Below are 18,147 nucleotides of genomic sequence, written 5' to 3' on the forward strand. Positions count from 1 at the left end.
ACGGTGCCCGCGGGGCGGGCCGAGCGGTGTCCGGTGCGGCTGACCCAGAGGGGCTTCATCCGGAACTGTCGGTGGACGGCAAGGCCGGGTCCTTTCGCGTGGAATTTTGCGAGAGACCGTCATGCGCGCTGAGGCCCCATCCCCTGATACCGGACGACGTATGCTCGTCCTCGGCCTCGGCTGCGAACGCGGTACGCCGCCGGCGGAACTCCTCGATCTTGCCCTGTCCGTCATCCCTATCCCCGATGATGTCGCCTTCGTCGCGACGCTGGATGCCCGCGCGGAGGAACCGGCCATGCATGCCGTCGCCGGGCATTTTGCCGTTCCGCTCGTCACTTTTCCGGCGGCCCGGCTGGAAGCGGAGACAGCCCGTCTTGCCAATCCCTCGGAGCGTGTCTTCGCCATCACCGGCTGCCACGGCGTTGCGGAGGCGGCGGCGCTGGCGCTGGCCGGCGACAGCGGCAGGCTCGTCGTGGAGAAGACGAAATCGGCCCATGCCACCGTGGCGATCGCCGAATCTTTCCAGTCGCTTGCGGCGCTTTCCTTCGGGATTGAGTCCGCGCCTTCGCATTCTGATTCAAGTCGGGAACCCGCCTGATGCAAACCCTCTTCGCCGCCCTCCCGCCCATGGAAAAGGGCAGTGTCTGGCTCGTCGGTGCCGGCCCGGGCGATCCTGGCCTTCTGACCCTGCATGCCGCCAACGCGCTCCAGCAGGCGGATGTCATCGTGCATGACGCGCTGGTCAATGCCGAGTGCCTGTCGCTCGCCCGGCCGGGCGCCGTACTGGAATTTGCCGGCAAGCGCGGCGGCAAGCCCTCGCACAAGCAGCGGGACATTTCGCTGCGGCTCGTGGACCTGGCGCGCGCCGGCAATCGCGTGCTGCGGCTGAAGGGGGGCGATCCCTTCGTCTTCGGCCGCGGCGGCGAGGAGGCGCTGACCCTCATCGAACACGGCGTTCCCTTCCGCATCGTGCCGGGCATCACGGCCGGCATCGGCGGCCTTGCCTATGCGGGCATTCCGGTAACGCACCGCGAGGTCAACCACGCCGTCACCTTCCTCACCGGCCATGATTCTTCCGGCCTCGTGCCGGACCGCATCAACTGGGAGGGCATCGCCAAGGGCTCGCCGGTCATCGTCATGTACATGGCGATGAAGCATATCGGCCAGATCGCCGCCAATCTCATCGCCGCAGGCCGCGCGCCGGACGAACCCGTCGCCTTCGTCTGCAATGCTGCGACCGCCCAGCAGCAGGTGCTGGAGACGACGCTTGCGCGCGCGGAGGTCGATGTCACAGCGGCCGGTCTTGAGCCGCCGGCCATCGTCGTCGTCGGCGAGGTGGTGCGCCTGCGCGCCTCGCTCGACTGGCTCGGTGCGCTGACGGAGGGGCGCGTTCTGGCGCCCGATCCGTTCGGCTCCCGTGGACTGAAGGACCCGGCATGAGCGGATTGCTCATTGCTGCGCCCGCGTCCGGCTCCGGCAAGACGACGGTGACGCTGGGGCTCGCGCGTGCCCTTGCCGATGCGGGCCTTGGCCTCGTTTCCGGCAAGGCGGGGCCGGATTACATCGATCCGGCTTTTCACGCAGCCGCCAGTCGCAAGGCCTGTCTCAACTACGATCCCTGGGCGATGCGGCCGGGCCTCATCCGCGCCAATGCCGCCGAGCAGGCCGGTGCGGGGGATTTCCTGCTCGTCGAGGCGATGATGGGTCTCTTCGACGCCGCCGCCGACGGCACCGGCGCACCGGCAGACCTTGCGGCGACACTTGGCCTGCCTGTCGTGCTCGTCGTCGATTGCAGCCGCATGTCCCAGTCCGTCGCCGCGCTGGTGAAGGGGTATCGCGATTATCGCAGCGATATCCACCTTGTCGGTGTCATCCTCAACAAGGTTGGCAGTTTGCGGCACGAGGCCATGCTGCGCGGCGCGCTGGAGGCCAGTGGCATCGAGATCTTCGGCGTGCTGGAGCGTGATCCGCTTCTTGCCTTGCCGGAGCGGCATCTTGGCCTCGTGCAGGCCGGCGAGCATGGCATGCTGGAGAATTTCATCGCCCACGCGGCCACGGTGGTGACGCGGTGCTGCAATCTGGAGCGCCTGATTGCGGTCGCCGCACGGCAGGAAAGGGGGCGGCCGGAGACGGCCGTGCCACGCTTGCCGCCGCTCGGCCAGCGCATTGCGATCGCCCGCGACGTCGCCTTCGCCTTCACCTACGAGCACCTCCTGATGGGCTGGCGCATGGCGGGAGCGAGCCTTTCCTTCTTTTCCCCGCTGGCTGACGAAGCGCCGGCGGTTGACGCGGATGCCGTCTATCTGCCCGGCGGTTACCCGGAACTGCACGGGGCTGCTCTTGCCAATGCGGATGTCTTCCGTCTAGGCATGCAGGCGGCAGCGCGCCGGGGGGCGCGCATCTATGGCGAATGCGGGGGCTACATGGCGTTGGGGGAGGCTTTGGTTGTGGCGGACGGATCCCGCCATGGCATGCTCGGCCTCCTGCCGCTCGTCACCAGTTTTGCCGAACGTCGGCGTCATCTCGGCTACCGCCGCGTGGTGCCGCTTGCCGGCTCGGGATTTTCAGCACCGATGACCGCCCACGAATTCCATTACTCGACCGTCGCCAGCGAAGGTGCGGCGGAGCGCCTCTTTTCCGTCACGGACGCGATCGGCGAGGATCTCGGCGAGGCGGGCCTGCGTCGCGGAAGCGTCAGTGGCTCCTATATGCACCTCATCGATCTCGCACCGGAGGCGGCATGACCGCGCCGCGTATCGTTCATGGCGGCGGCATCGCCGCTGCCGCCGGCCGTTTCGGCGGCCGGCCGGAGGACTGGCTGGATCTTTCGACCGGTATCAACCCCAATCCGGCAACCCTGCCCGAAGTGGATGTCGCTGCCTGGCACCGGTTGCCGGATCGCCACCGCCAGGACGCGACCCGTGCCGCCGCCGCCCGCTATTATGGCGCATCGGGCGCGCTACCCTTTCCCGTGCCGGGAACGCAGTCCGTCATCCAGCTGCTGCCGCGGTTCGTCGCTGCCGGCCGGCGTGCCGCCGTCATCTCGCCGACCTATGGCGAATATGCCCGCGTGCTGGAAAATGCCGGCGTGGCGGTGGACCGCGTCGCCGGCCTTGATGCGGTGAGCGATGCCCATGGCCTGGTCGTCGTCGTCAATCCGAACAATCCGGACGGTCGGCTGTTTTCGCCCGACGCGTTGCTCGACCTTCACCGGCGCATCGCCGGCCGCGGCGGCCTTCTTGTCGTCGATGAGGCTTTCGCCGACATGCGTCCCGAAGCCGCCGTCGCGCCGCTCGCCGGCGATGGCATGCCGGGCCTTCTCGTCTTCCGGTCCTTCGGCAAGTTCTTCGGCCTTGCTGGCCTGCGCCTTGGTTTCGTGATCGGTGAAACGTCGATCGTCGAGCGGATCGAGGACGGTCTAGGTCCCTGGGCCGTGTCGGGCCCTGCGCTGACCATCGCCACCGGCCTGATGACCGCCGATACGGCCGCCATTCGCCGGTCAATCGAGGCGCGCAAGGCCGCGCTTGATGCGGTCCTTGCCGATGCGGGCCTTTCTGTTGTCGGCGGCACCGGCCTGTTCTCGCTGGTCGACCATATGGATGCGGCGGGCCTCCAGGAAGGGCTCTGCGGCCAGCACGTCCTCGTGCGCCCCTTCGACTACAATCCGCGCTGGCTGCGCTTCGGTCTTGCGCCTGATGCGGCCTCGGATGCCCGGCTGGCGGCGGCGCTGGCGGCGGTGATGGCCGGACGATGAGCGAAACGCTTCTCCTGCTTCTGCTGGCGCTGTCGCTCGACCGCTTCGTCGGCGATCCGGACTGGCTGTGGCGGCGCGTGCCGCACCCGGTCGTGCTGTTCGGCCGGGCGATCGGGCTGATGGACAAGCTCTTCAACGGCAAGCGCCTCTCGGCGGACACCAAGCGCTTCAACGGTGCCGTCTGTATCGCGGTGCTGCTTGCCGCCAGTGCGCTTTCCGGTTTCGTGGTGCACCGGCTGCTCGCACCGCTCGGCATTCTCGGTGCCCTCGTGGAAATCGTCATCGTCGCGATCTTCCTGGCGCAGAAGAGCCTTTACGATCATGTGCGTGCCGTCTCCAGCGGCCTGAAGCGCGACGGTCTTGCGGGCGGGCGGCAGGCCGTGTCGATGATCGTCGGCCGCGACCCGGCGACGCTCGACGAGCCGGCCATCTGCCGTGCCGGCATCGAAAGCCTGGCGGAGAATTTTTCCGATGGCGTCGTCGCTCCGGCGCTCTGGTATGCGCTTCTCGGCCTGCCGGGCCTGTTCGCCTACAAGATGCTGAACACCGCCGATTCGATGATCGGCCACAAGAACGCGAAATACCTCGATTTCGGCAGGGCTTCCGCCCGGCTGGACGATTTCGCCAACTGGCCCGCCGCACGGTTCTCCATCTTCCTTATCGCTGTGGGTGCCTGGGCGGTGAAGGGCAGGGCGGCGGCGCGCCATGCGGTCGGCACGGCGCTGCGCGACGCCGGCCTCCATCGCTCGCCGAATTCCGGCTGGCCGGAAGCGGCCATGGCCGGGGCGCTCGGCATCGGCCTTGCCGGCCCGCGCATCTATGGCGGCACACGCGTCGACGAACCGATGATGAATGCCAGCGGGCGCACCGTGGCGACAGTCGCCGATATCGATCTGTCCCTGCGGATATTCTCCGGCGCCTGCGCCGCACTCGCTGCTGCTGTATTGCTGGCGATGCTTCTCGTCGCTTTGCTGTGAGCGCGCTGCACAGCGTTTGATAAAATTTTACGCCTTAACTTCGTTTTCTTTTCGCCACCCCCGTCAATATTGTGGAAGTCTGAAACGTCTATATTCTGTCTCGCTGTGAGACATGGCGTGGAAGCCGTGCGCAATCGAATAGAGGGGAAGTCATGCGTATCTTGTTTGCGACCGCAGTCGCATTCCTTCTTGTATTGTTCCAGACCCAGACCGCTCGGTCTGCCAACCTTATCGCCCAGATCAGTCTTTCTTCGCAGACCATGGTCGTTACTCAGAACGGCGCGGTGAAGTATCGCTGGCGCGTCTCGACCGGCCGCAAGGGGTACGGCACGCCGACGGGAGCCTGGTCGGCGAAGTGGGCCTCGCGCAACCATCGCTCGCGCAAGTACAACAACGCGCCGATGCCCTATGCGATCTTCTTCAAGGGCGGATATGCAGTTCATGCGACCTACGAGACGAAGCGCCTCGGTCGTCCCGCGTCGCATGGTTGTGTACGCCTCCACCCGAACAATGCGGCGACCTTCTTCCAGATGGCCAATCGCCACGGGCTGTCCAACACGCGCATCGTCATCACGCGCTGAGCATTTTGCTCAATCGTTGCCGGCGTAGCGCATCAGCCGGTCCATGTCGGGAACGGTGACATGGCGGTTGTTCTCGATGCGGATGACGTTTTCCTTGCGCAGCTTGGTGAACTGCCGGCTGACGGTCTCGATCGTCAGCCCGAGGAAATCGGCGATGTCGGCGCGTGAGAGCGGCAGGTCGAAGGTCGACATGTCGACGCATTCCGGGTCGATATGGGTGGCGATGAGGTAGAGGAAGCTTGCCACCTTCTCCTGCGCCGTCTTGCGGCCGAGGGTCAGCATCCAGTCGCGGGCTTCGTCCAGTTCCTTCAGCGCCTGCCGGTGCAGCTTGTGTTCCAGTTCCGGCGTCTTCTTGACGAGACGGTCGAGCACATGGCGGGGGAAGTTGCACACTTCGCTTTCCGTCGCCGCCTCCGCGGTGATGGCGCTTTCCTCGAGGAAGGGCCGGCCGAGGAAATCGGGGGCGAATTGCAGGCCGACGATCTGCTGGCGGCCGTCCGCCATGACCTTGGTCAGCTTCACGACGCCGCGCATGATGTTGGAATAGTTCACCACCGTCTCGCCCTGGCCGATGACTTCGGCGCCGGTGTCCAGGCGGTTGCGGAACGAGTGCTTGTTGAGTTCGGAAAGCTGCTCGGAGGTCAGCGCGCCGCACACGCCGCCATGGCGGGCCTCGCAGGCACGGCATACGACCGGAATATCGGAGTTATGGATATCTTGGCGGCGAATTTCCATATCGGCTTTCCTTTCGCCCGGCGGGTGCTGCGGCGCAATAATGCCGTGCTACCGCACGTGGTTCTGAACATAAAGCGTGCCGCCTAGCGGCAAAATAGCGCTTCCTGACTATTGTCAAATCCTAGCGCACTCATTCCGGCTTTCACTTGATCAAAATCAAATGGCGGCGGCCATTTCGTGTTTATTTGCTATGTGAGCAAGGAGATGACCATGCAGCACACCCTCGTAGAACGCCTTTCGTCGCCGGTTCCCCGCTATACGAGCTATCCGACCGCGCCGCATTTCGACGAAAGCATCGGGCCGGACGTCTATGCGGGGTGGCTGGGGCGCCTCACGGCGGAGAATCGCCTTTCGCTCTACGCCCACATTCCCTATTGCGACCGGCTGTGCTGGTTCTGCGCCTGCCACACCAAGCAGACGCTGCGCTACGAACCCGTCGAAGCCTATCTCAAGGGGCTGCATGCGGAGATCGCCGCCATCGGAGGACGCGTGTCACGGGAGGTCCCCGTCACGGCGCTGCATTTCGGCGGCGGTTCGCCGACCCTCCTGCGGCCGGACGACATGCGGACGCTGAAGGCCTGTCTGGAGGCGGGTTTTTCCTTCGCAACGGATGCGGAAATCTCCGTAGAGATGGATCCGAACGATCTCGATGACGCCAGGCACGATGCGCTGGCCGATATCGGCATGACACGCGCCAGCCTCGGCATCCAGGATTTCGACCCCACGGTGCAGAAGGCGATCAACCGCATCCAGACCTTCGAGCAGACCCGCGGCGTGGTGGAGGCCGCACGGGCGCGGAACGTGCGCTCGGTCAATTGCGACATCCTCTACGGCCTGCCGCACCAGACGCTGGAGACGCTGGCCGAGACGGTTCGCGCGGTCCTGTCGCTTGCGCCCGACCGTATCGCGCTCTTCGGCTATGCCCATGTGCCATGGATGAAGAAGCACCAGACGATGATCGACGAGGCGGTGCTGCCGGGCGTGGTCGCGCGGTTCGAGCAGATGGCGCTTGCGGCCGACATGCTGGTCTCGGCCGGCTATGAGGCGATCGGCATCGATCATTTCGCGCTTCCCGCCGACGGGCTCGCCGTGGCGGCGCGGCAGGGCACGCTCCGGCGCAATTTCCAGGGCTATACCGACGACCAGGCGGACGCGCTGGTCGGGCTCGGTGCATCGTCCATCGGCCAGCTTCCCGAAGGTTACGTGCAGAACATGCCGGCGACGGGCGAATATCTGCGCCGGGTGGAGGAGGGTGGCCTTGCGGCCGTCCGCGGCTACGCGCTGACCGGGGAGGACCGCGCCCGCGCCTTCGTGATCGAGAAGATCATGTGCGATTTCGGCTTTTCCTTCACGGCGCTTGCCGCAAGCCATCCCGCCTTCTCCGGCATCATCCGGGCCGAGGCGATCGGTTTTGCCGCTGCCGACCGGGACGGGCTTGCCCGCATCGACGGCGACCGTTTCGTGCTCACCGCGGCAGGGCGACCCTTCGCCCGCACCGTCGCTGCGGTCTTCGATGCGCATCTGGCGAGCGGACGCGGGCGGCATTCCATCGCGGTCTGACCGGCGGCCCGTGGCCATGCTGTTTGCGCAACACAGCATCGCCGACTGCGCAGGGCCCTCATCAAACCCATTGGCAATTGCGTCTTATTTCCATATAGGATCGCCCGACTATAGATTCATGAGGTATGGGCGTGACTGCTACATTCGACAAGGTTGCCGACATCATTGCTGAGACGAGCGAGATCGATCGCGAGACGATCACGCCGGACAGCCACACGATCGACGATCTCGGCATCGACAGCCTCGACTTCCTCGACATCGTCTTTGCGATCGACAAGGAATTCGGCATCAAGATCCCGCTGGAACAGTGGACCCAGGACGTCAACGAGGGCAAGGTCGCGACGGAAGAGTACTTCGTCCTGAAGAACCTCTGCGCCAAGATCGACGAACTGCGGGCTGCCAAGGCCTGAGGCAACGGCGCCGGCCGGTTTGCGGCCGTGTTCCTGACGATCCCGGTGCTTGTGGTGCACGGCCTGCCGTTTCCGGCAGGCCTTTCGATTTCCGGAACCTGCCGGAGGTATCCCGATGCTGCTCGAATATTTCCAGATGATCGATCGCGTGGAGGCCGTTGACGGCGCGCGCCGCGTGTTGAAGGCCCGCTCGGTCGTGCCGGCGAAGAGCCCCGTTTTTGAAGGCCATTTTCCCGGCATGCCGCTCGTTCCGGGCGTGCTGCTCATCGAGACGATGGCGCAGGCCTCCGGCTTCCTCGTGCTGGCTGCGACGGATTTTGCCGCCATGCCCTTCCTGATGACCGTCGACGGCGCGAAGATGCGCACCTTCGTCGAGCCGGATGCCGTGCTCGACATCGAGGCGGCACTGGAGCATGACGGGTCGGGTTATGCCGTGACCAAGGCGAAGATCACGTCCTCGGGCAAGAAAGTCTGCGATGCGCAATTGAAGCTGCGCACCATGCCGTTTGCCGAGGTGCCGCTCGCCGATATCGTGCGCAAGCGCGCCGTCGAGGTGGGTTTGTTCGAGGCGCTCGAAGCGTCTGCGGAAGGGAAATGAGCATGGCGAACAACGATGTGGTCATCACGGGCGTCGGCATCGTCACCTGCCAGGGTGTCGGCGCCGCGGCGCATGTGGAAATCCTTGGTGGCGCGAGCGCGCCGGCGCTGAAGATCGAGACGGAGCGTTTTGCGCCCTATCCGGTGCATCCGATGCCCGAGATCGACTGGAACCAGCAGATCCCCAAGCGCGGCGACCAGCGCCAGATGGAGAACTGGCAGCGCCTCGGCGTCTTCACCGCCGGCCTCGCGCTCGACGATGCCGGTTTCAAGGACGATGCGGATGCCTGCGGCACGATGGATATGATCGTTGCGGCCGGCGGCGGCGAGCGCGACATCGCGGTCGATTCGCTGATCGTCGACGAAGGCCTCAAGCGCAATGACCGCGAGCATCTGCTCAACGAGAAGCTGACGACCGAACTGCGCCCGACACTCTTCCTTGCCCAGCTGTCCAACCTGCTCGCCGGCAATATCTCCATCGTGCACAAGGTCACCGGTTCCTCCCGCACCTTCATGGGCGAGGAGGCGGCTGGCATTTCCGCCATCGAGACCGCTTTCCACCGCATCCGCTCCGGCCAGTCGACGCATACGCTCGTCGGCAGTGCGCTGGTGGCCGAGCGGCAGGATGTCATCATGCTCTACGAGGCCATGCAGGCGCATGCGACGGGCGGCTGGACGCCGCTCTGGTCGCGCGACGAAGCGGCTGGCGGTGGCATCATCACCGGCACGGCCGCGGCCTTCCTCGTTCTGGAATCGCGTGCCCACGCCGAGGCGCGCGGTGCGCGCATCTATGCGACCATCGACGCCATCGGCGGCGATCGCGGCTCGCGGGACGAGGGCCGGCTGGAAGCCCGCCTCGAGCGCTTGGCCGACGGGGCTTCGGCCGGTGCCGAGACCTTGGTCTTCTCCGGCGCCTCCGGCCAGCACGGCCCGACGGCGCGTGAAAAGGCCTGGCTCGACACGCGTTTTGCCGGCAGCCCGGTGCGCGGCTTCAGCGCGGTCACCGGCCAGGCGCTGGAAGCGCAGTTTCCGCTCGGCCTTGCCATTGCCGCCCTGACGCTCGGCGCGGGTGTCAAGGTCGCGCCGTTCGATACGAAGGCCGAGACCGTGATGACCGCAGCGGCGAAAAGCGCCGTCGTCACCACGGTCGGCCATGCCCGCGGCGAAGGCGTCGCAATCCTTGTCGCAGAGAAGTAGGAGCCGGCCATGACGAATGCCGCTTACAGGGATCATCTCGGCCGCCCGATCGTCGCCGTCACCGGCATGGGCGTCATCACCTCGCTGGGGCAGGGCCTCAAGGACAACTGGACGGCGCTCGTCGGTGGGGTGTCCGGCATCCATGGCATCACGCGCTTCCCGGTGGACGGGCTCAACACCCGCATTTCCGGCACGGTGGATTTCATCGACCTGCCCGTCGAAAATCCGGTCGAGCGCTCCTACGCCTATGCCCGCGAGACGACGGACGAGGCACTGGCACAGGCCCGCCTTTCCGGCGAATTCGGCGGTCCGCTCTTCCTCGCCGCTCCCCCGATCGAACCGGACTGGCGCGACCGTTTTGCGCTCGCCGACCGCGCTCCGCCGTCCGAGCGTCCGGGCGATGCCTATGACCGCTTCCTTTCGGCCTTGCGCGAGAAGGCCGAACCTGCCCTGCATGAGGCCTGGGCCTTTGGCTCGATCTCCGAGCGGCTCGCGGATCGTTTCGGTACGCGCGGGCTGCCCGTCACGTTGTCTACCGCCTGTGCCTCCGGCGCCACTGCCATCCAGCTCGGCGTCGAGGCGATCCGCCAGGGCCGCACCGACCGGGCACTGACCGTTGGCACCGACGGCTCGGTGACCGCCGAGGCGCTGATCCGCTTTGCGCTTCTCTCCGCGCTTTCCACCCAGAACGACCCGCCGACCAGGGCCTCAAAACCCTTCAGCAAGGACCGCGATGGTTTCGTCATCGCCGAGGGCGCGGCGACGCTCGTGCTGGAATCGCTGGAATCGGCCATTGCCCGCGGCGCGAAGGTACTCGGCATCCTCAAGGGGTGCGGCGAGAAGGCGGACCATTTCCACCGCACCCGTTCCTCGCCGGATGGCGGCCCCGCCATCGCGACGATCCGTGCTGCGCTGGAAGACGCCGGCATCGACGAGAGCGGCATCGGCTATATCAATGCCCACGGCACCTCGACGCCGGAAAACGACAAGATGGAGTATCTCTCCATGTCGACGGTCTTTGGCGACAAGCTGGCGAACATCCCGGTCTCCTCCAACAAGTCGATGATCGGCCATACGCTGACGGCGGCCGGCGCGGTCGAGGCGGTGTTCTCGATCCAGACCATGCTGACCGGGACCCTGCCGCCGACCATCAACTACACGAACCCCGACCCGGCGATCGTGCTCGACGTCGTGCCGAACGTGAAGCGCGATGCGCGCGTTTCCGCGGTCCTCTCCAACTCCTTCGGCTTCGGCGGCCAGAACGCCAGCCTCGTCATGACGGCCGAACCCGCCTGATAGGAATCTTGATATGCGCGCTCTCCAGCTTCTCGACGACCGCAAGCTTGAACTCACCGATATCCCGGAACCGGACGCTCCCGGCCCCGGCGAGGTGACGCTGCGCGTCAAGGCCGTCGCCCTCAACCATATCGATGTCTGGGGCTGGCGCGGCATGGCCTTTGCCAAGCGCAAGATGCCGCTGGTCATCGGCGCGGAAGCGGCCGGCGTCGTCGAAACGCTCGGCCCGGGCGTCTCCAACGTGCTGCCCGGCCAGCTCGTTTCGATTTACGGTGCGCGCACCTGCGGCCTCTGCAAGCCCTGCCGCGAAGGCCGCGACAATCTCTGCGAACATGTCGGCGGCGTGCACGGCTTCCATCTGGACGGCTTCGCACAGGAGAAGGTGAACCTTCCCGCCCGCCTGCTCGTGCCGGCTCCGCCCGGTGTCGATGCGGTTGCGGCGGCACTCGCCCCCGTCACCTTCGGCACCGTCGAGCACATGCTGTTCGACAATGCCAAGCTTGAGCCCGGGGAGACGATCCTCGTGCATGCCGGCGGCTCCGGCATCGGCACGGCGGCGATCCAGCTTGCCAAGAAGATCGGCTGCACCGTCATCACGACCGTCGGTTCGAACGACAAGATCGAGAAGGCGAAGGCGCTCGGCGCGGATCATGTCATCAATTACCGCGAGGACCGTTTCGAGGGCGTCGTGCGCAAGCTGACGAAGAAGAAGGGCGTCGATGTCGTCTTCGAACATGTCGGCAAGGATACCTGGGCCGGCTCCATGCTCTGCATGAAGCGCGGCGGGCGGCTCGTCACCTGCGGCTCCACTTCAGGCGTCTCGACCGACCTGAACCTGATGATGCTCTTCCAGCAGCAATTGAAGCTGCTCGGCTCCTTCGGCTGCCGCATGGAGAACATGGCGAACGCCATGCAAAAGATGGCGCGCGGCCTCGTCCATCCGGTCATCGATACGGAAGTCACCTTCGACGGTATCGCGACGGCCCTGGAGCGCATGGAATCGCGCCAGATCTTCGGCAAGATCGTCCTGAAGCTGGATTGATACCGTGCGGATGATCGTCACACGCCTCGTCCTGGCGCTCAGGAAGTTCAAGCAATGGTCGGTGGCGCAGCTCGTCTTCGGCCTGCTCAGCCTCCTGAAGCTGCTGCCGGCAGACGGTGCGATCAATTTCGCCGATCGCGTGGCGCGCTGGATCGGGCCGAAGACGAAGCGCCACACGCTGACGCTCACCAATTTGCGCAATGCCTTTCCGGAGAAGCCCGAGGCCGAGATTTCTGAAATCGCGCTCGACGCCTGGGGAAACATGGGCCGGCTTGCGGCCGAATATGTTTTCCTCGACCGTCTCTTCGATTTCGATCCCGCGCGTCAAACGGCCGGCCGCATCGAGGTCTCGGGCATTCCGCTTTTCGTGGACCTGCGCGACAATCCGCGGCCCTTCATCGTCTTCACCGCCCATACCGGCAATTTCGAGCTGCTGCCGGTCGCCGGTGCCTCCTTCGGCCTCGACGTGACGGTGCTCTTCCGCCCGCCGAACAATCCTTACGTTGCCGACAAGGTTTTCGAGTTCCGCCGCGCCCGTATGGGCGATCTCGTGCCGTCTCATGCCGGCTCGTCCTTCACGCTTGCCCGCAAGCTGGAAGCGGGCGGTCCGGTTGGCGTGCTGGTCGACCAGAAGTTCAACAAGGGTCTGCACACGGAATTCTTCGGTCAGAAGGTGCAGACCAACCCGCTGCTGGCCAAGCTCGTGCGCCAGTTCAACTGCGAGGTCTATCCCGCGCGCTGCATCCGCCTGCCGGGCAACCGCTACCGGCTGGAACTGGAACCGGCGATGCACATTCCCCGCAGGGAAAACGGCTCCGTCGATGTGGATGCGACCGCACAGATGCTGAACGACAAGGTCGAGCAGTGGGTGCGGGAATATCCCGGCCAGTGGCTCTGGTATCATGACCGCTGGAATATCAAGCGCGGCCTTATTACTTGACTGCTTACTATTGTTTCTTTCAATCGCGATTTTGAACACGTTCAGTTTCGCGAAATATTCGACTTTCGTCGAATTTGGGGTTTGACATCCTCTCGTTCGCTGTTACCATTTTGCTAATGTAAGCGCTTTGGGCAGCATATTTGGAGGGGAACGATCAAAGCTGTATCTCATTTCTGAACATTTCAAATAGTGTAGTGATGCAATTGCTGTAATTTTCAGCAATTCGGGGAGCATGCATTGAAAGCTCTTGTAGAGTTGTTCTGGTTTAAGTATTCACAACTCCAGCATGCGGTGAAGACCGGAAACGAACGGCTCGTTTCCATGCTGGACAGGGAAATCGAACCGGCCCTGGCGGCCGTGTTGCAGAAGGAGGCGAGCGACGCCTCCGAGTTTCGCTCCCAATTCCAGTTCGTGGTGGATCTCCTTCGGGAAGAGGCGGATGACAAGGCCTGCGTGCTCCGGCAGGCGCATCATTTCAAGCTGCTGCTGGACCGGTATTTCGGGACGGATGGGGGTGTCGCGCCGTTCCGGGTGGAGATGCTCGAAGCCGGGCGTCCCGTTTCCACACCGCGCGTGGTGGAGGATGGACTGCTCAACGAGGCGATTCTCGACAGCCTTCCGGACCGCGTCGCCGTCATCACGACGGACTATCGTTATCTCTATTCCAACCCGCTCAATGCCGAGTGCTTCAGCGAAAAGCCCATCGATCTCGTCGGCCGGCATATCGTGGAGTTCATCGGCGTGCAGCGTTTCGAGAGCCGTGTGAAACGCAATCTCGATCATTGCTTTGCCGGGGACGTGGTGGAATACGACTATGTTTCCCCGCGCCGGGGGCAGGCGATCACGCGTTGCCGCATGACGCCGTGCCTGTCGGCGGCGGGTAATGTGCTCGGCGCCATCCTGGTTCTGCAGGAAACGGCGCAGCAGGGGCCGCTCGCCGCCTGAGCGGTCAGGAGGAAAGGCCGGTGCCCCGCAGCATGAACTGCTGCTCGAAGGCGATGTGGCGCCGGATCGATTCGAAGAAGCCGCGGAGCATGTAGCCCGCGGCTTCCGCGTTCACGGTGTCATCGCCGCTGCCGAGCCGGTTCAGCGTATCGGTCAGCTCTTCCGCAAAGCACTCGTCCTCGACATGTTCGAACTTCAGCCGGGCAATGGAATCGATCAGCTCCCGGTCGCCGGAGGCCTTACGCTCCAGGAGCGGAAACACCGCCTCTTCCTCGTAGCGGTGGATGCCGTTCACCAGCGGCATCAGCGATTTGGCCGCATACATGCACTTCTGCCGGTTGACGTTTGCCGGCAGGCTGTCGGCGATATCCTCCAGCGCTTCGCAGAGTGTCAGTTGCGCGCTATGGGCCTTTTTCAGCCAGTCCAGTGAAACGGCGTCCGTCGGGGTATCCGAAAGCAGCCGGGCGATCCCTGTATAGTCTGTCATGTCGTGTTCCCTCGGTTCGAGAGTGCCGCGAGCGTTTCGACGCGCGGCTGCGTCAACCTGTCCCTTGATGCCGCTGGCAACCGCGCTTCGCCTTGATCCATGTCAAGGATGCTTCCGGCCGCATCTGCGAAGGCTCAGTCGAGCGCAAGGGCCGATTCCGCGAGGGAACCGGTGTTTGCGGGAAATTGACGAGTTGGGGGATGCCAACGATGAAATATGTAACGGAAACGATCGTCCTGGCCGTGGGGGCGTTCATCGCGCTGCTCGGCGCAGCCTTTGCTCAGGACAGGTTCTTCGAGGCCCACATGTGGGTTCTCTTCTTCGTGCTGCTCGCCAGCACGCTCTTCATGATCCGGCGCATCTCTTTCGCGCCGGCTGTCGCGGTCAAGTCCTCGCAGGACGACGAGGGCTACTTCGACGAGGTCGTCAAGTACGGCGTCATCGCGACGGTGTTCTGGGGCGTCGTCGGCTTCCTGGTCGGCGTCGTCGTGGCGCTGCAGCTGGCCTTCCCCGACCTCAACATCGAGCCCTGGCTGAATTTCGGCCGCACGCGCCCGCTGCACACATCCGCGGTGGTCTTCGCTTTTGGTGGCAATGCGCTGATTGCGACCTCCTTCTACGTGGTGCAGCGCACGTCGCGTGCCCGCCTCTTCGGCGGCAATCTCGGCTGGTTCGTGTTCTGGGGGTACCAGCTCTTCATCGTCATGGCCGCCACCGGCTACCTGCTCGGCATCACGCAGAGCCGGGAATATGCCGAGCCGGAATGGTATGTCGATATCTGGCTCACCATCGTCTGGGTCGCCTATCTGATCGCCTTCCTCGGCACGATCATGACGCGCAAGGAACCACATATCTATGTGGCGAACTGGTTCTTCCTGTCGTTCATCGTGACGATCGCCATGCTGCACATCGTCAACAACCTGGCCGTCCCGGTCTCGTTCCTCGGCGTGAAGAGCTACTCGGCCTTCTCGGGCGTGCAGGATGCGCTGACGCAGTGGTGGTACGGACACAACGCCGTGGGCTTCTTCCTGACGGCCGGCTTCCTCGGCATGATGTACTATTTCATCCCGAAGCAGGTGAACCGTCCGGTCTATTCCTACCGCCTGTCGATCATCCACTTCTGGGCCCTGATCTTCATGTATATCTGGGCCGGCCCGCACCACCTGCACTATACGGCGCTGCCGGACTGGGCGCAGACGCTCGGCATGGTCTTCTCGATCATGCTCTGGATGCCCTCCTGGGGCGGCATGATCAACGGCCTGATGACGCTCTCGGGCGCCTGGGACAAGATCCGCACCGATCCGATCGTGCGCATGATGGTCATGGCCGTCGCCTTCTACGGCATGGCGACCTTCGAAGGCCCGATGATGTCGATCAAGTCGGTCAACTCGCTCAGCCACTACACGGACTGGACCATCGGCCACGTGCATTCGGGCGCGCTCGGCTGGAACGGCCTCATCACCTTCGGCGCGATCTACTTCCTCGTTCCGAAGCTGTGGAAGCGCGAGCGGCTCTACTCGATCCGCATGGTCAACTGGCACTTCTGGCTCGCAACCCTCGGCATCGTCGTCTACGCCGCTGTCATGTGGGTCGCCGGCATCCAGCAGGGCCTGATGTGGCGCGAATACGACGAGCAGGGCTTCCTGGTCTACTCGTTCGCCGAAACGATCGCCGCCATGTTCCCCTACTACGTGCTGCGTGCCGCCGGCGGCGGGCTGTTCCTGCTGGGCGCACTCATCATGGCCTACAACGTGACCATGACAATCCTCGGTTACCAGCGCGACGAGGCCCCGATCCCGGGTGCCGCGCCGAAGCTGCAGCCGGCCGAATAGGAGGGACCCGATGTCCATTCTTGACAAACACGCGATCCTCGAGCGCAACGCGACGCTTCTCCTCGTCGGCTCGCTCTTCGTGGTCACCATCGGCGGCATCGTCGAGATCGCTCCGCTGTTCTACCTGGAAAACACCATCGAGAAGGTGGAGGGCATGCGGCCTTATTCGCCGCTGGAGCTCGCCGGCCGGGACATCTATGTCCGCGAGGGCTGTTACACCTGCCACAGCCAGATGATCCGTCCGTTCCGCGACGAGGTGGAGCGCTACGGGCATTATTCGCTGGCGGCGGAATCGATGTACGACCATCCGTTCCAGTGGGGTTCCAAGCGTACCGGCCCGGACCTTGCCCGCGTCGGCGACCGCTATTCGAACGAATGGCACGTCCAGCACCTGATCGAGCCGCGCTCGGTCGTGCCGGAATCGGTCATGCCGAGCTATTCCTTCCTCAAGGAAACGCCGCTGGAGGTGAAGAACGTCTCGATGCATCTCGAGGCCAACCGCGCCGTGGGCGTGCCTTACAGCGACGAGATGATCGCCAACGCTGCCGCCGACATCAAAGCGCAGGCCGACCCGAATGCCGACACGTCGGGCATCGAGGCCCGTTATCCGAAGGCCAAGCTCGGCGATTTCGATGGCGACCCGGCCAAGCTTACCGAAATGGATGCGCTCGTCGCCTATCTGCAGATGCTCGGCACGCTGGTGGACTTCTCCACCTATGACGATGCCAGCGGCTACCGCTGAGGAGGAAGCCCATGGAAACCTACACCGCCATGCGGCACTTCGCCGACAGCTGGGGACTGCTCGCCATGACGCTGTTCTTCCTCGCCGTCGTCGCCTTCACCCTTCGCCCCGGCGCCCGCAAGGCCGCCGAACGGGCCGCTGAAATCCCTCTCAAGGAGGACTGATCATGGCCGAGAAGCATATTGACGAAATCTCGGGCGTCGAAACCACCGGCCACGAATGGGACGGCATCCGTGAATTGAACAACCCGATGCCACGCTGGTGGGTCTGGTCGTTCTATGCGACGATCGTCTGGGCGATCGGCTATACGATCGCCTTTCCGGCCTGGCCGCTGATCTCCGATGCCACGACCGGCATGCTCGGCTGGTCGAGCCGCGCCAATGTTGCCATCGAACTTTCCGAGGCAAAACAGGCGCAGGCCGGCATGGTCGACCGCATCGCGAAATCGTCGCTGCAGGAGATCATGGCCGATCCGCAGCTCTCGCAGTTTGCGATTGCCGGCGGCGCCTCGGCCTTCAAGGTCAATTGCGCCCAGTGCCATGGTTCGGGCGCGGCCGGTGCCGCGGGTTTCCCCAACCTCAACGACGACGACTGGGTCTGGGGCGGCACGGTGGACGACATCTACCAGACGATCGCCCACGGCATCCGCCATCCGGGCGACGACGAGACCCGCATCTCGGACATGCCGGCCTATGGGGAAATCCTCCAGCCGGAGGAGATCAAGCAGGTCGCGGCCTATGTGGTCAGCCTGACGGGCACGCCGTCGGATGCCGGCCTCGTGGAACCCGGCAAGCAGATCTTCGCCGACAACTGCGCGGCCTGCCACGGTGAGGACGCCAAGGGCAACCGTGAAATGGGCGCCCCCGACCTTGCCGACGCCATCTGGCTGAAGGGCGAGGGCGAGGCCGCCATCGCCCAGCAGGTGCGTGCGCCGAAACATGGTGTCATGCCCGCCTGGCTTCCCCGTCTCGGCGATCCGTCCGTCAAGCAGCTTGCCGTCTTCGTACACTCGCTGGGCGGCGGCGAGTAGGCGCCAGGATCACCAAACGACG

General features: G+C 64.6%; 20 protein-coding genes. 18 read left to right on the top strand and 2 right to left on the bottom strand.

Translation table 11 applies throughout. From position 1 onward, the window contains the following. Nucleotides 1-121: 121 nt before the first annotated feature. The 6 genes from EXZ48_RS09710 (at nt 122) to EXZ48_RS09735 (ending at nt 5,312) form a co-directional block, all read left to right on the top strand. Entirely contained in the window at nt 122-598 is a 477-nt protein-coding gene (locus tag EXZ48_RS09710; RefSeq protein ID WP_051758722.1) for a cobalamin biosynthesis protein, read from the top strand. Beyond that, a complete protein-coding gene (gene cobA / locus EXZ48_RS09715) occupies nt 598-1,440 on the top strand; it encodes a uroporphyrinogen-III C-methyltransferase (RefSeq protein WP_130515603.1) in 843 nt (280 codons plus the stop codon). The genes EXZ48_RS09710 and cobA overlap by 1 nt, the downstream gene beginning before the upstream one ends. Then, nucleotides 1,437-2,744, top strand: a complete 1,308-nt coding sequence (locus EXZ48_RS09720) for a cobyrinate a,c-diamide synthase (protein WP_130515605.1) — start codon at nt 1,437-1,439, stop codon at nt 2,742-2,744. The genes cobA and EXZ48_RS09720 overlap by 4 nt, the downstream gene beginning before the upstream one ends. After that, the gene (gene cobD / locus EXZ48_RS09725) at nt 2,741-3,754 is read left to right on the top strand and encodes a threonine-phosphate decarboxylase CobD (RefSeq protein WP_130515607.1); all 1,014 of its coding nucleotides are present in this window, start codon (nt 2,741-2,743) and stop codon (nt 3,752-3,754) included. The genes EXZ48_RS09720 and cobD overlap by 4 nt, the downstream gene beginning before the upstream one ends. After that, on the top strand, nt 3,751-4,731 hold the full coding sequence (gene cbiB, locus EXZ48_RS09730; RefSeq protein WP_130515609.1) for an adenosylcobinamide-phosphate synthase CbiB: 981 nt from the start codon (nt 3,751-3,753) through the stop codon (nt 4,729-4,731). The genes cobD and cbiB overlap by 4 nt, the downstream gene beginning before the upstream one ends. Nucleotides 4,732-4,883: 152 nt before the next feature. After that, entirely contained in the window at nt 4,884-5,312 is a 429-nt protein-coding gene (locus EXZ48_RS09735; RefSeq protein ID WP_130515611.1) for a L,D-transpeptidase, read from the top strand. A 9-nt stretch (nt 5,313-5,321) separates the two neighbouring features. Here EXZ48_RS09735 and EXZ48_RS09740 read toward each other — a convergent pair whose 3' ends face one another. Further along, a complete protein-coding gene (locus tag EXZ48_RS09740; protein WP_023515613.1) occupies nt 5,322-6,047 on the bottom strand; it encodes a Crp/Fnr family transcriptional regulator in 726 nt (241 codons plus the stop codon). Between the two features lie 210 nt (nt 6,048-6,257). On the opposite strand from EXZ48_RS09740, the gene hemN reads away from it, so the two are divergent. The 8 genes from hemN to EXZ48_RS09780 all read left to right on the top strand — a co-directional run bounded on the left by hemN (nt 6,258) and on the right by EXZ48_RS09780 (nt 14,034). After that, nucleotides 6,258-7,607, top strand: coding sequence for an oxygen-independent coproporphyrinogen III oxidase (gene hemN, locus EXZ48_RS09745; RefSeq protein WP_130515613.1), 1,350 nt, complete (start codon nt 6,258-6,260; stop codon nt 7,605-7,607). 125 nt (nt 7,608-7,732) lie between these two features. Continuing rightward, complete coding sequence (locus EXZ48_RS09750) at nt 7,733-8,017, top strand: acyl carrier protein (RefSeq protein WP_088016464.1); 285 nt, start codon at nt 7,733-7,735, stop codon at nt 8,015-8,017. Between the two features lie 115 nt (nt 8,018-8,132). Next, the gene (locus tag EXZ48_RS09755; protein ID WP_023515662.1) at nt 8,133-8,615 is read left to right on the top strand and encodes a 3-hydroxyacyl-ACP dehydratase FabZ family protein; all 483 of its coding nucleotides are present in this window, start codon (nt 8,133-8,135) and stop codon (nt 8,613-8,615) included. After that, nucleotides 8,612-9,811 carry a beta-ketoacyl-ACP synthase gene (locus EXZ48_RS09760; protein WP_130515615.1) on the top strand — a complete coding sequence of 400 codons (1,200 nt, stop codon included), beginning with the start codon at nt 8,612-8,614 and terminating at the stop codon, nt 9,809-9,811. The genes EXZ48_RS09755 and EXZ48_RS09760 overlap by 4 nt, the downstream gene beginning before the upstream one ends. 9 nt (nt 9,812-9,820) lie before the next feature. Further along, nucleotides 9,821-11,107, top strand: a complete 1,287-nt coding sequence (locus EXZ48_RS09765; protein WP_130515617.1) for a beta-ketoacyl-ACP synthase — start codon at nt 9,821-9,823, stop codon at nt 11,105-11,107. Nucleotides 11,108-11,120: 13 nt separating this feature from the next. Further along, entirely contained in the window at nt 11,121-12,149 is a 1,029-nt protein-coding gene (locus tag EXZ48_RS09770; protein WP_023515659.1) for a zinc-binding dehydrogenase, read from the top strand. A 10-nt stretch (nt 12,150-12,159) separates the two neighbouring features. Then, on the top strand, nt 12,160-13,089 hold the full coding sequence (locus EXZ48_RS09775; RefSeq protein ID WP_130515698.1) for a lipid A biosynthesis lauroyl acyltransferase: 930 nt from the start codon (nt 12,160-12,162) through the stop codon (nt 13,087-13,089). 237 nt (nt 13,090-13,326) lie between these two features. Beyond that, on the top strand, nt 13,327-14,034 hold the full coding sequence (locus tag EXZ48_RS09780) for a PAS domain-containing protein (RefSeq protein ID WP_207900391.1): 708 nt from the start codon (nt 13,327-13,329) through the stop codon (nt 14,032-14,034). A gap of 4 nt (nt 14,035-14,038) precedes the next feature. Here EXZ48_RS09780 and EXZ48_RS09785 read toward each other — a convergent pair whose 3' ends face one another. Further along, nucleotides 14,039-14,521 (bottom strand): hemerythrin domain-containing protein, encoded by a 483-nt coding sequence (locus EXZ48_RS09785; RefSeq protein ID WP_130515618.1) that lies wholly within the window; start codon nt 14,519-14,521, stop codon nt 14,039-14,041. Between the two features lie 209 nt (nt 14,522-14,730). On the opposite strand from EXZ48_RS09785, the gene ccoN reads away from it, so the two are divergent. From ccoN to ccoP, 4 genes are read left to right on the top strand one after another with little or no spacing between them, the layout of a single operon-like run. Continuing rightward, complete coding sequence (gene ccoN / locus EXZ48_RS09790) at nt 14,731-16,353, top strand: cytochrome-c oxidase, cbb3-type subunit I (protein WP_024270886.1); 1,623 nt, start codon at nt 14,731-14,733, stop codon at nt 16,351-16,353. Nucleotides 16,354-16,363: 10 nt separating this feature from the next. Further along, nucleotides 16,364-17,095, top strand: coding sequence for a cytochrome-c oxidase, cbb3-type subunit II (gene ccoO, locus EXZ48_RS09795; protein ID WP_023513313.1), 732 nt, complete (start codon nt 16,364-16,366; stop codon nt 17,093-17,095). 11 nt (nt 17,096-17,106) lie between these two features. Beyond that, entirely contained in the window at nt 17,107-17,259 is a 153-nt protein-coding gene (locus EXZ48_RS09800; protein WP_023513312.1) for a CcoQ/FixQ family Cbb3-type cytochrome c oxidase assembly chaperone, read from the top strand. Between the two features lie 2 nt (nt 17,260-17,261). Continuing rightward, entirely contained in the window at nt 17,262-18,125 is an 864-nt protein-coding gene (gene ccoP / locus EXZ48_RS09805; protein WP_023513311.1) for a cytochrome-c oxidase, cbb3-type subunit III, read from the top strand. Nucleotides 18,126-18,147: the final 22 nt, after the last annotated feature.

Source organism: Shinella sp. JR1-6 (assembly GCF_004284735.1).
Classification (GTDB): Bacteria; Pseudomonadota; Alphaproteobacteria; order Rhizobiales; family Rhizobiaceae; genus Shinella.

Coding starts and splice junctions, on each gene's coding strand:
- ccoN (WP_024270886.1), top strand. CDS start 14,731: ATGAAATATGTAACGGAAACGATCGTCCTGGCCGTGGGGGCGTTCATC.
- EXZ48_RS09750 (WP_088016464.1), top strand. CDS start 7,733: ATGGGCGTGACTGCTACATTCGACAAGGTTGCCGACATCATTGCTGAG.
- EXZ48_RS09755 (WP_023515662.1), top strand. CDS start 8,133: ATGCTGCTCGAATATTTCCAGATGATCGATCGCGTGGAGGCCGTTGAC.
- EXZ48_RS09800 (WP_023513312.1), top strand. CDS start 17,107: ATGGAAACCTACACCGCCATGCGGCACTTCGCCGACAGCTGGGGACTG.
- hemN (WP_130515613.1), top strand. CDS start 6,258: ATGCAGCACACCCTCGTAGAACGCCTTTCGTCGCCGGTTCCCCGCTAT.
- cobA (WP_130515603.1), top strand. CDS start 598: ATGCAAACCCTCTTCGCCGCCCTCCCGCCCATGGAAAAGGGCAGTGTC.
- ccoO (WP_023513313.1), top strand. CDS start 16,364: ATGTCCATTCTTGACAAACACGCGATCCTCGAGCGCAACGCGACGCTT.
- EXZ48_RS09735 (WP_130515611.1), top strand. CDS start 4,884: ATGCGTATCTTGTTTGCGACCGCAGTCGCATTCCTTCTTGTATTGTTC.
- EXZ48_RS09710 (WP_051758722.1), top strand. CDS start 122: ATGCGCGCTGAGGCCCCATCCCCTGATACCGGACGACGTATGCTCGTC.
- EXZ48_RS09785 (WP_130515618.1), bottom strand. CDS start 14,521: ATGACAGACTATACAGGGATCGCCCGGCTGCTTTCGGATACCCCGACG.
- EXZ48_RS09775 (WP_130515698.1), top strand. CDS start 12,160: ATGATCGTCACACGCCTCGTCCTGGCGCTCAGGAAGTTCAAGCAATGG.
- ccoP (WP_023513311.1), top strand. CDS start 17,262: ATGGCCGAGAAGCATATTGACGAAATCTCGGGCGTCGAAACCACCGGC.
- EXZ48_RS09765 (WP_130515617.1), top strand. CDS start 9,821: ATGACGAATGCCGCTTACAGGGATCATCTCGGCCGCCCGATCGTCGCC.
- EXZ48_RS09770 (WP_023515659.1), top strand. CDS start 11,121: ATGCGCGCTCTCCAGCTTCTCGACGACCGCAAGCTTGAACTCACCGAT.
- cobD (WP_130515607.1), top strand. CDS start 2,741: ATGACCGCGCCGCGTATCGTTCATGGCGGCGGCATCGCCGCTGCCGCC.
- EXZ48_RS09740 (WP_023515613.1), bottom strand. CDS start 6,047: ATGGAAATTCGCCGCCAAGATATCCATAACTCCGATATTCCGGTCGTA.
- EXZ48_RS09760 (WP_130515615.1), top strand. CDS start 8,612: ATGAGCATGGCGAACAACGATGTGGTCATCACGGGCGTCGGCATCGTC.
- cbiB (WP_130515609.1), top strand. CDS start 3,751: ATGAGCGAAACGCTTCTCCTGCTTCTGCTGGCGCTGTCGCTCGACCGC.
- EXZ48_RS09720 (WP_130515605.1), top strand. CDS start 1,437: ATGAGCGGATTGCTCATTGCTGCGCCCGCGTCCGGCTCCGGCAAGACG.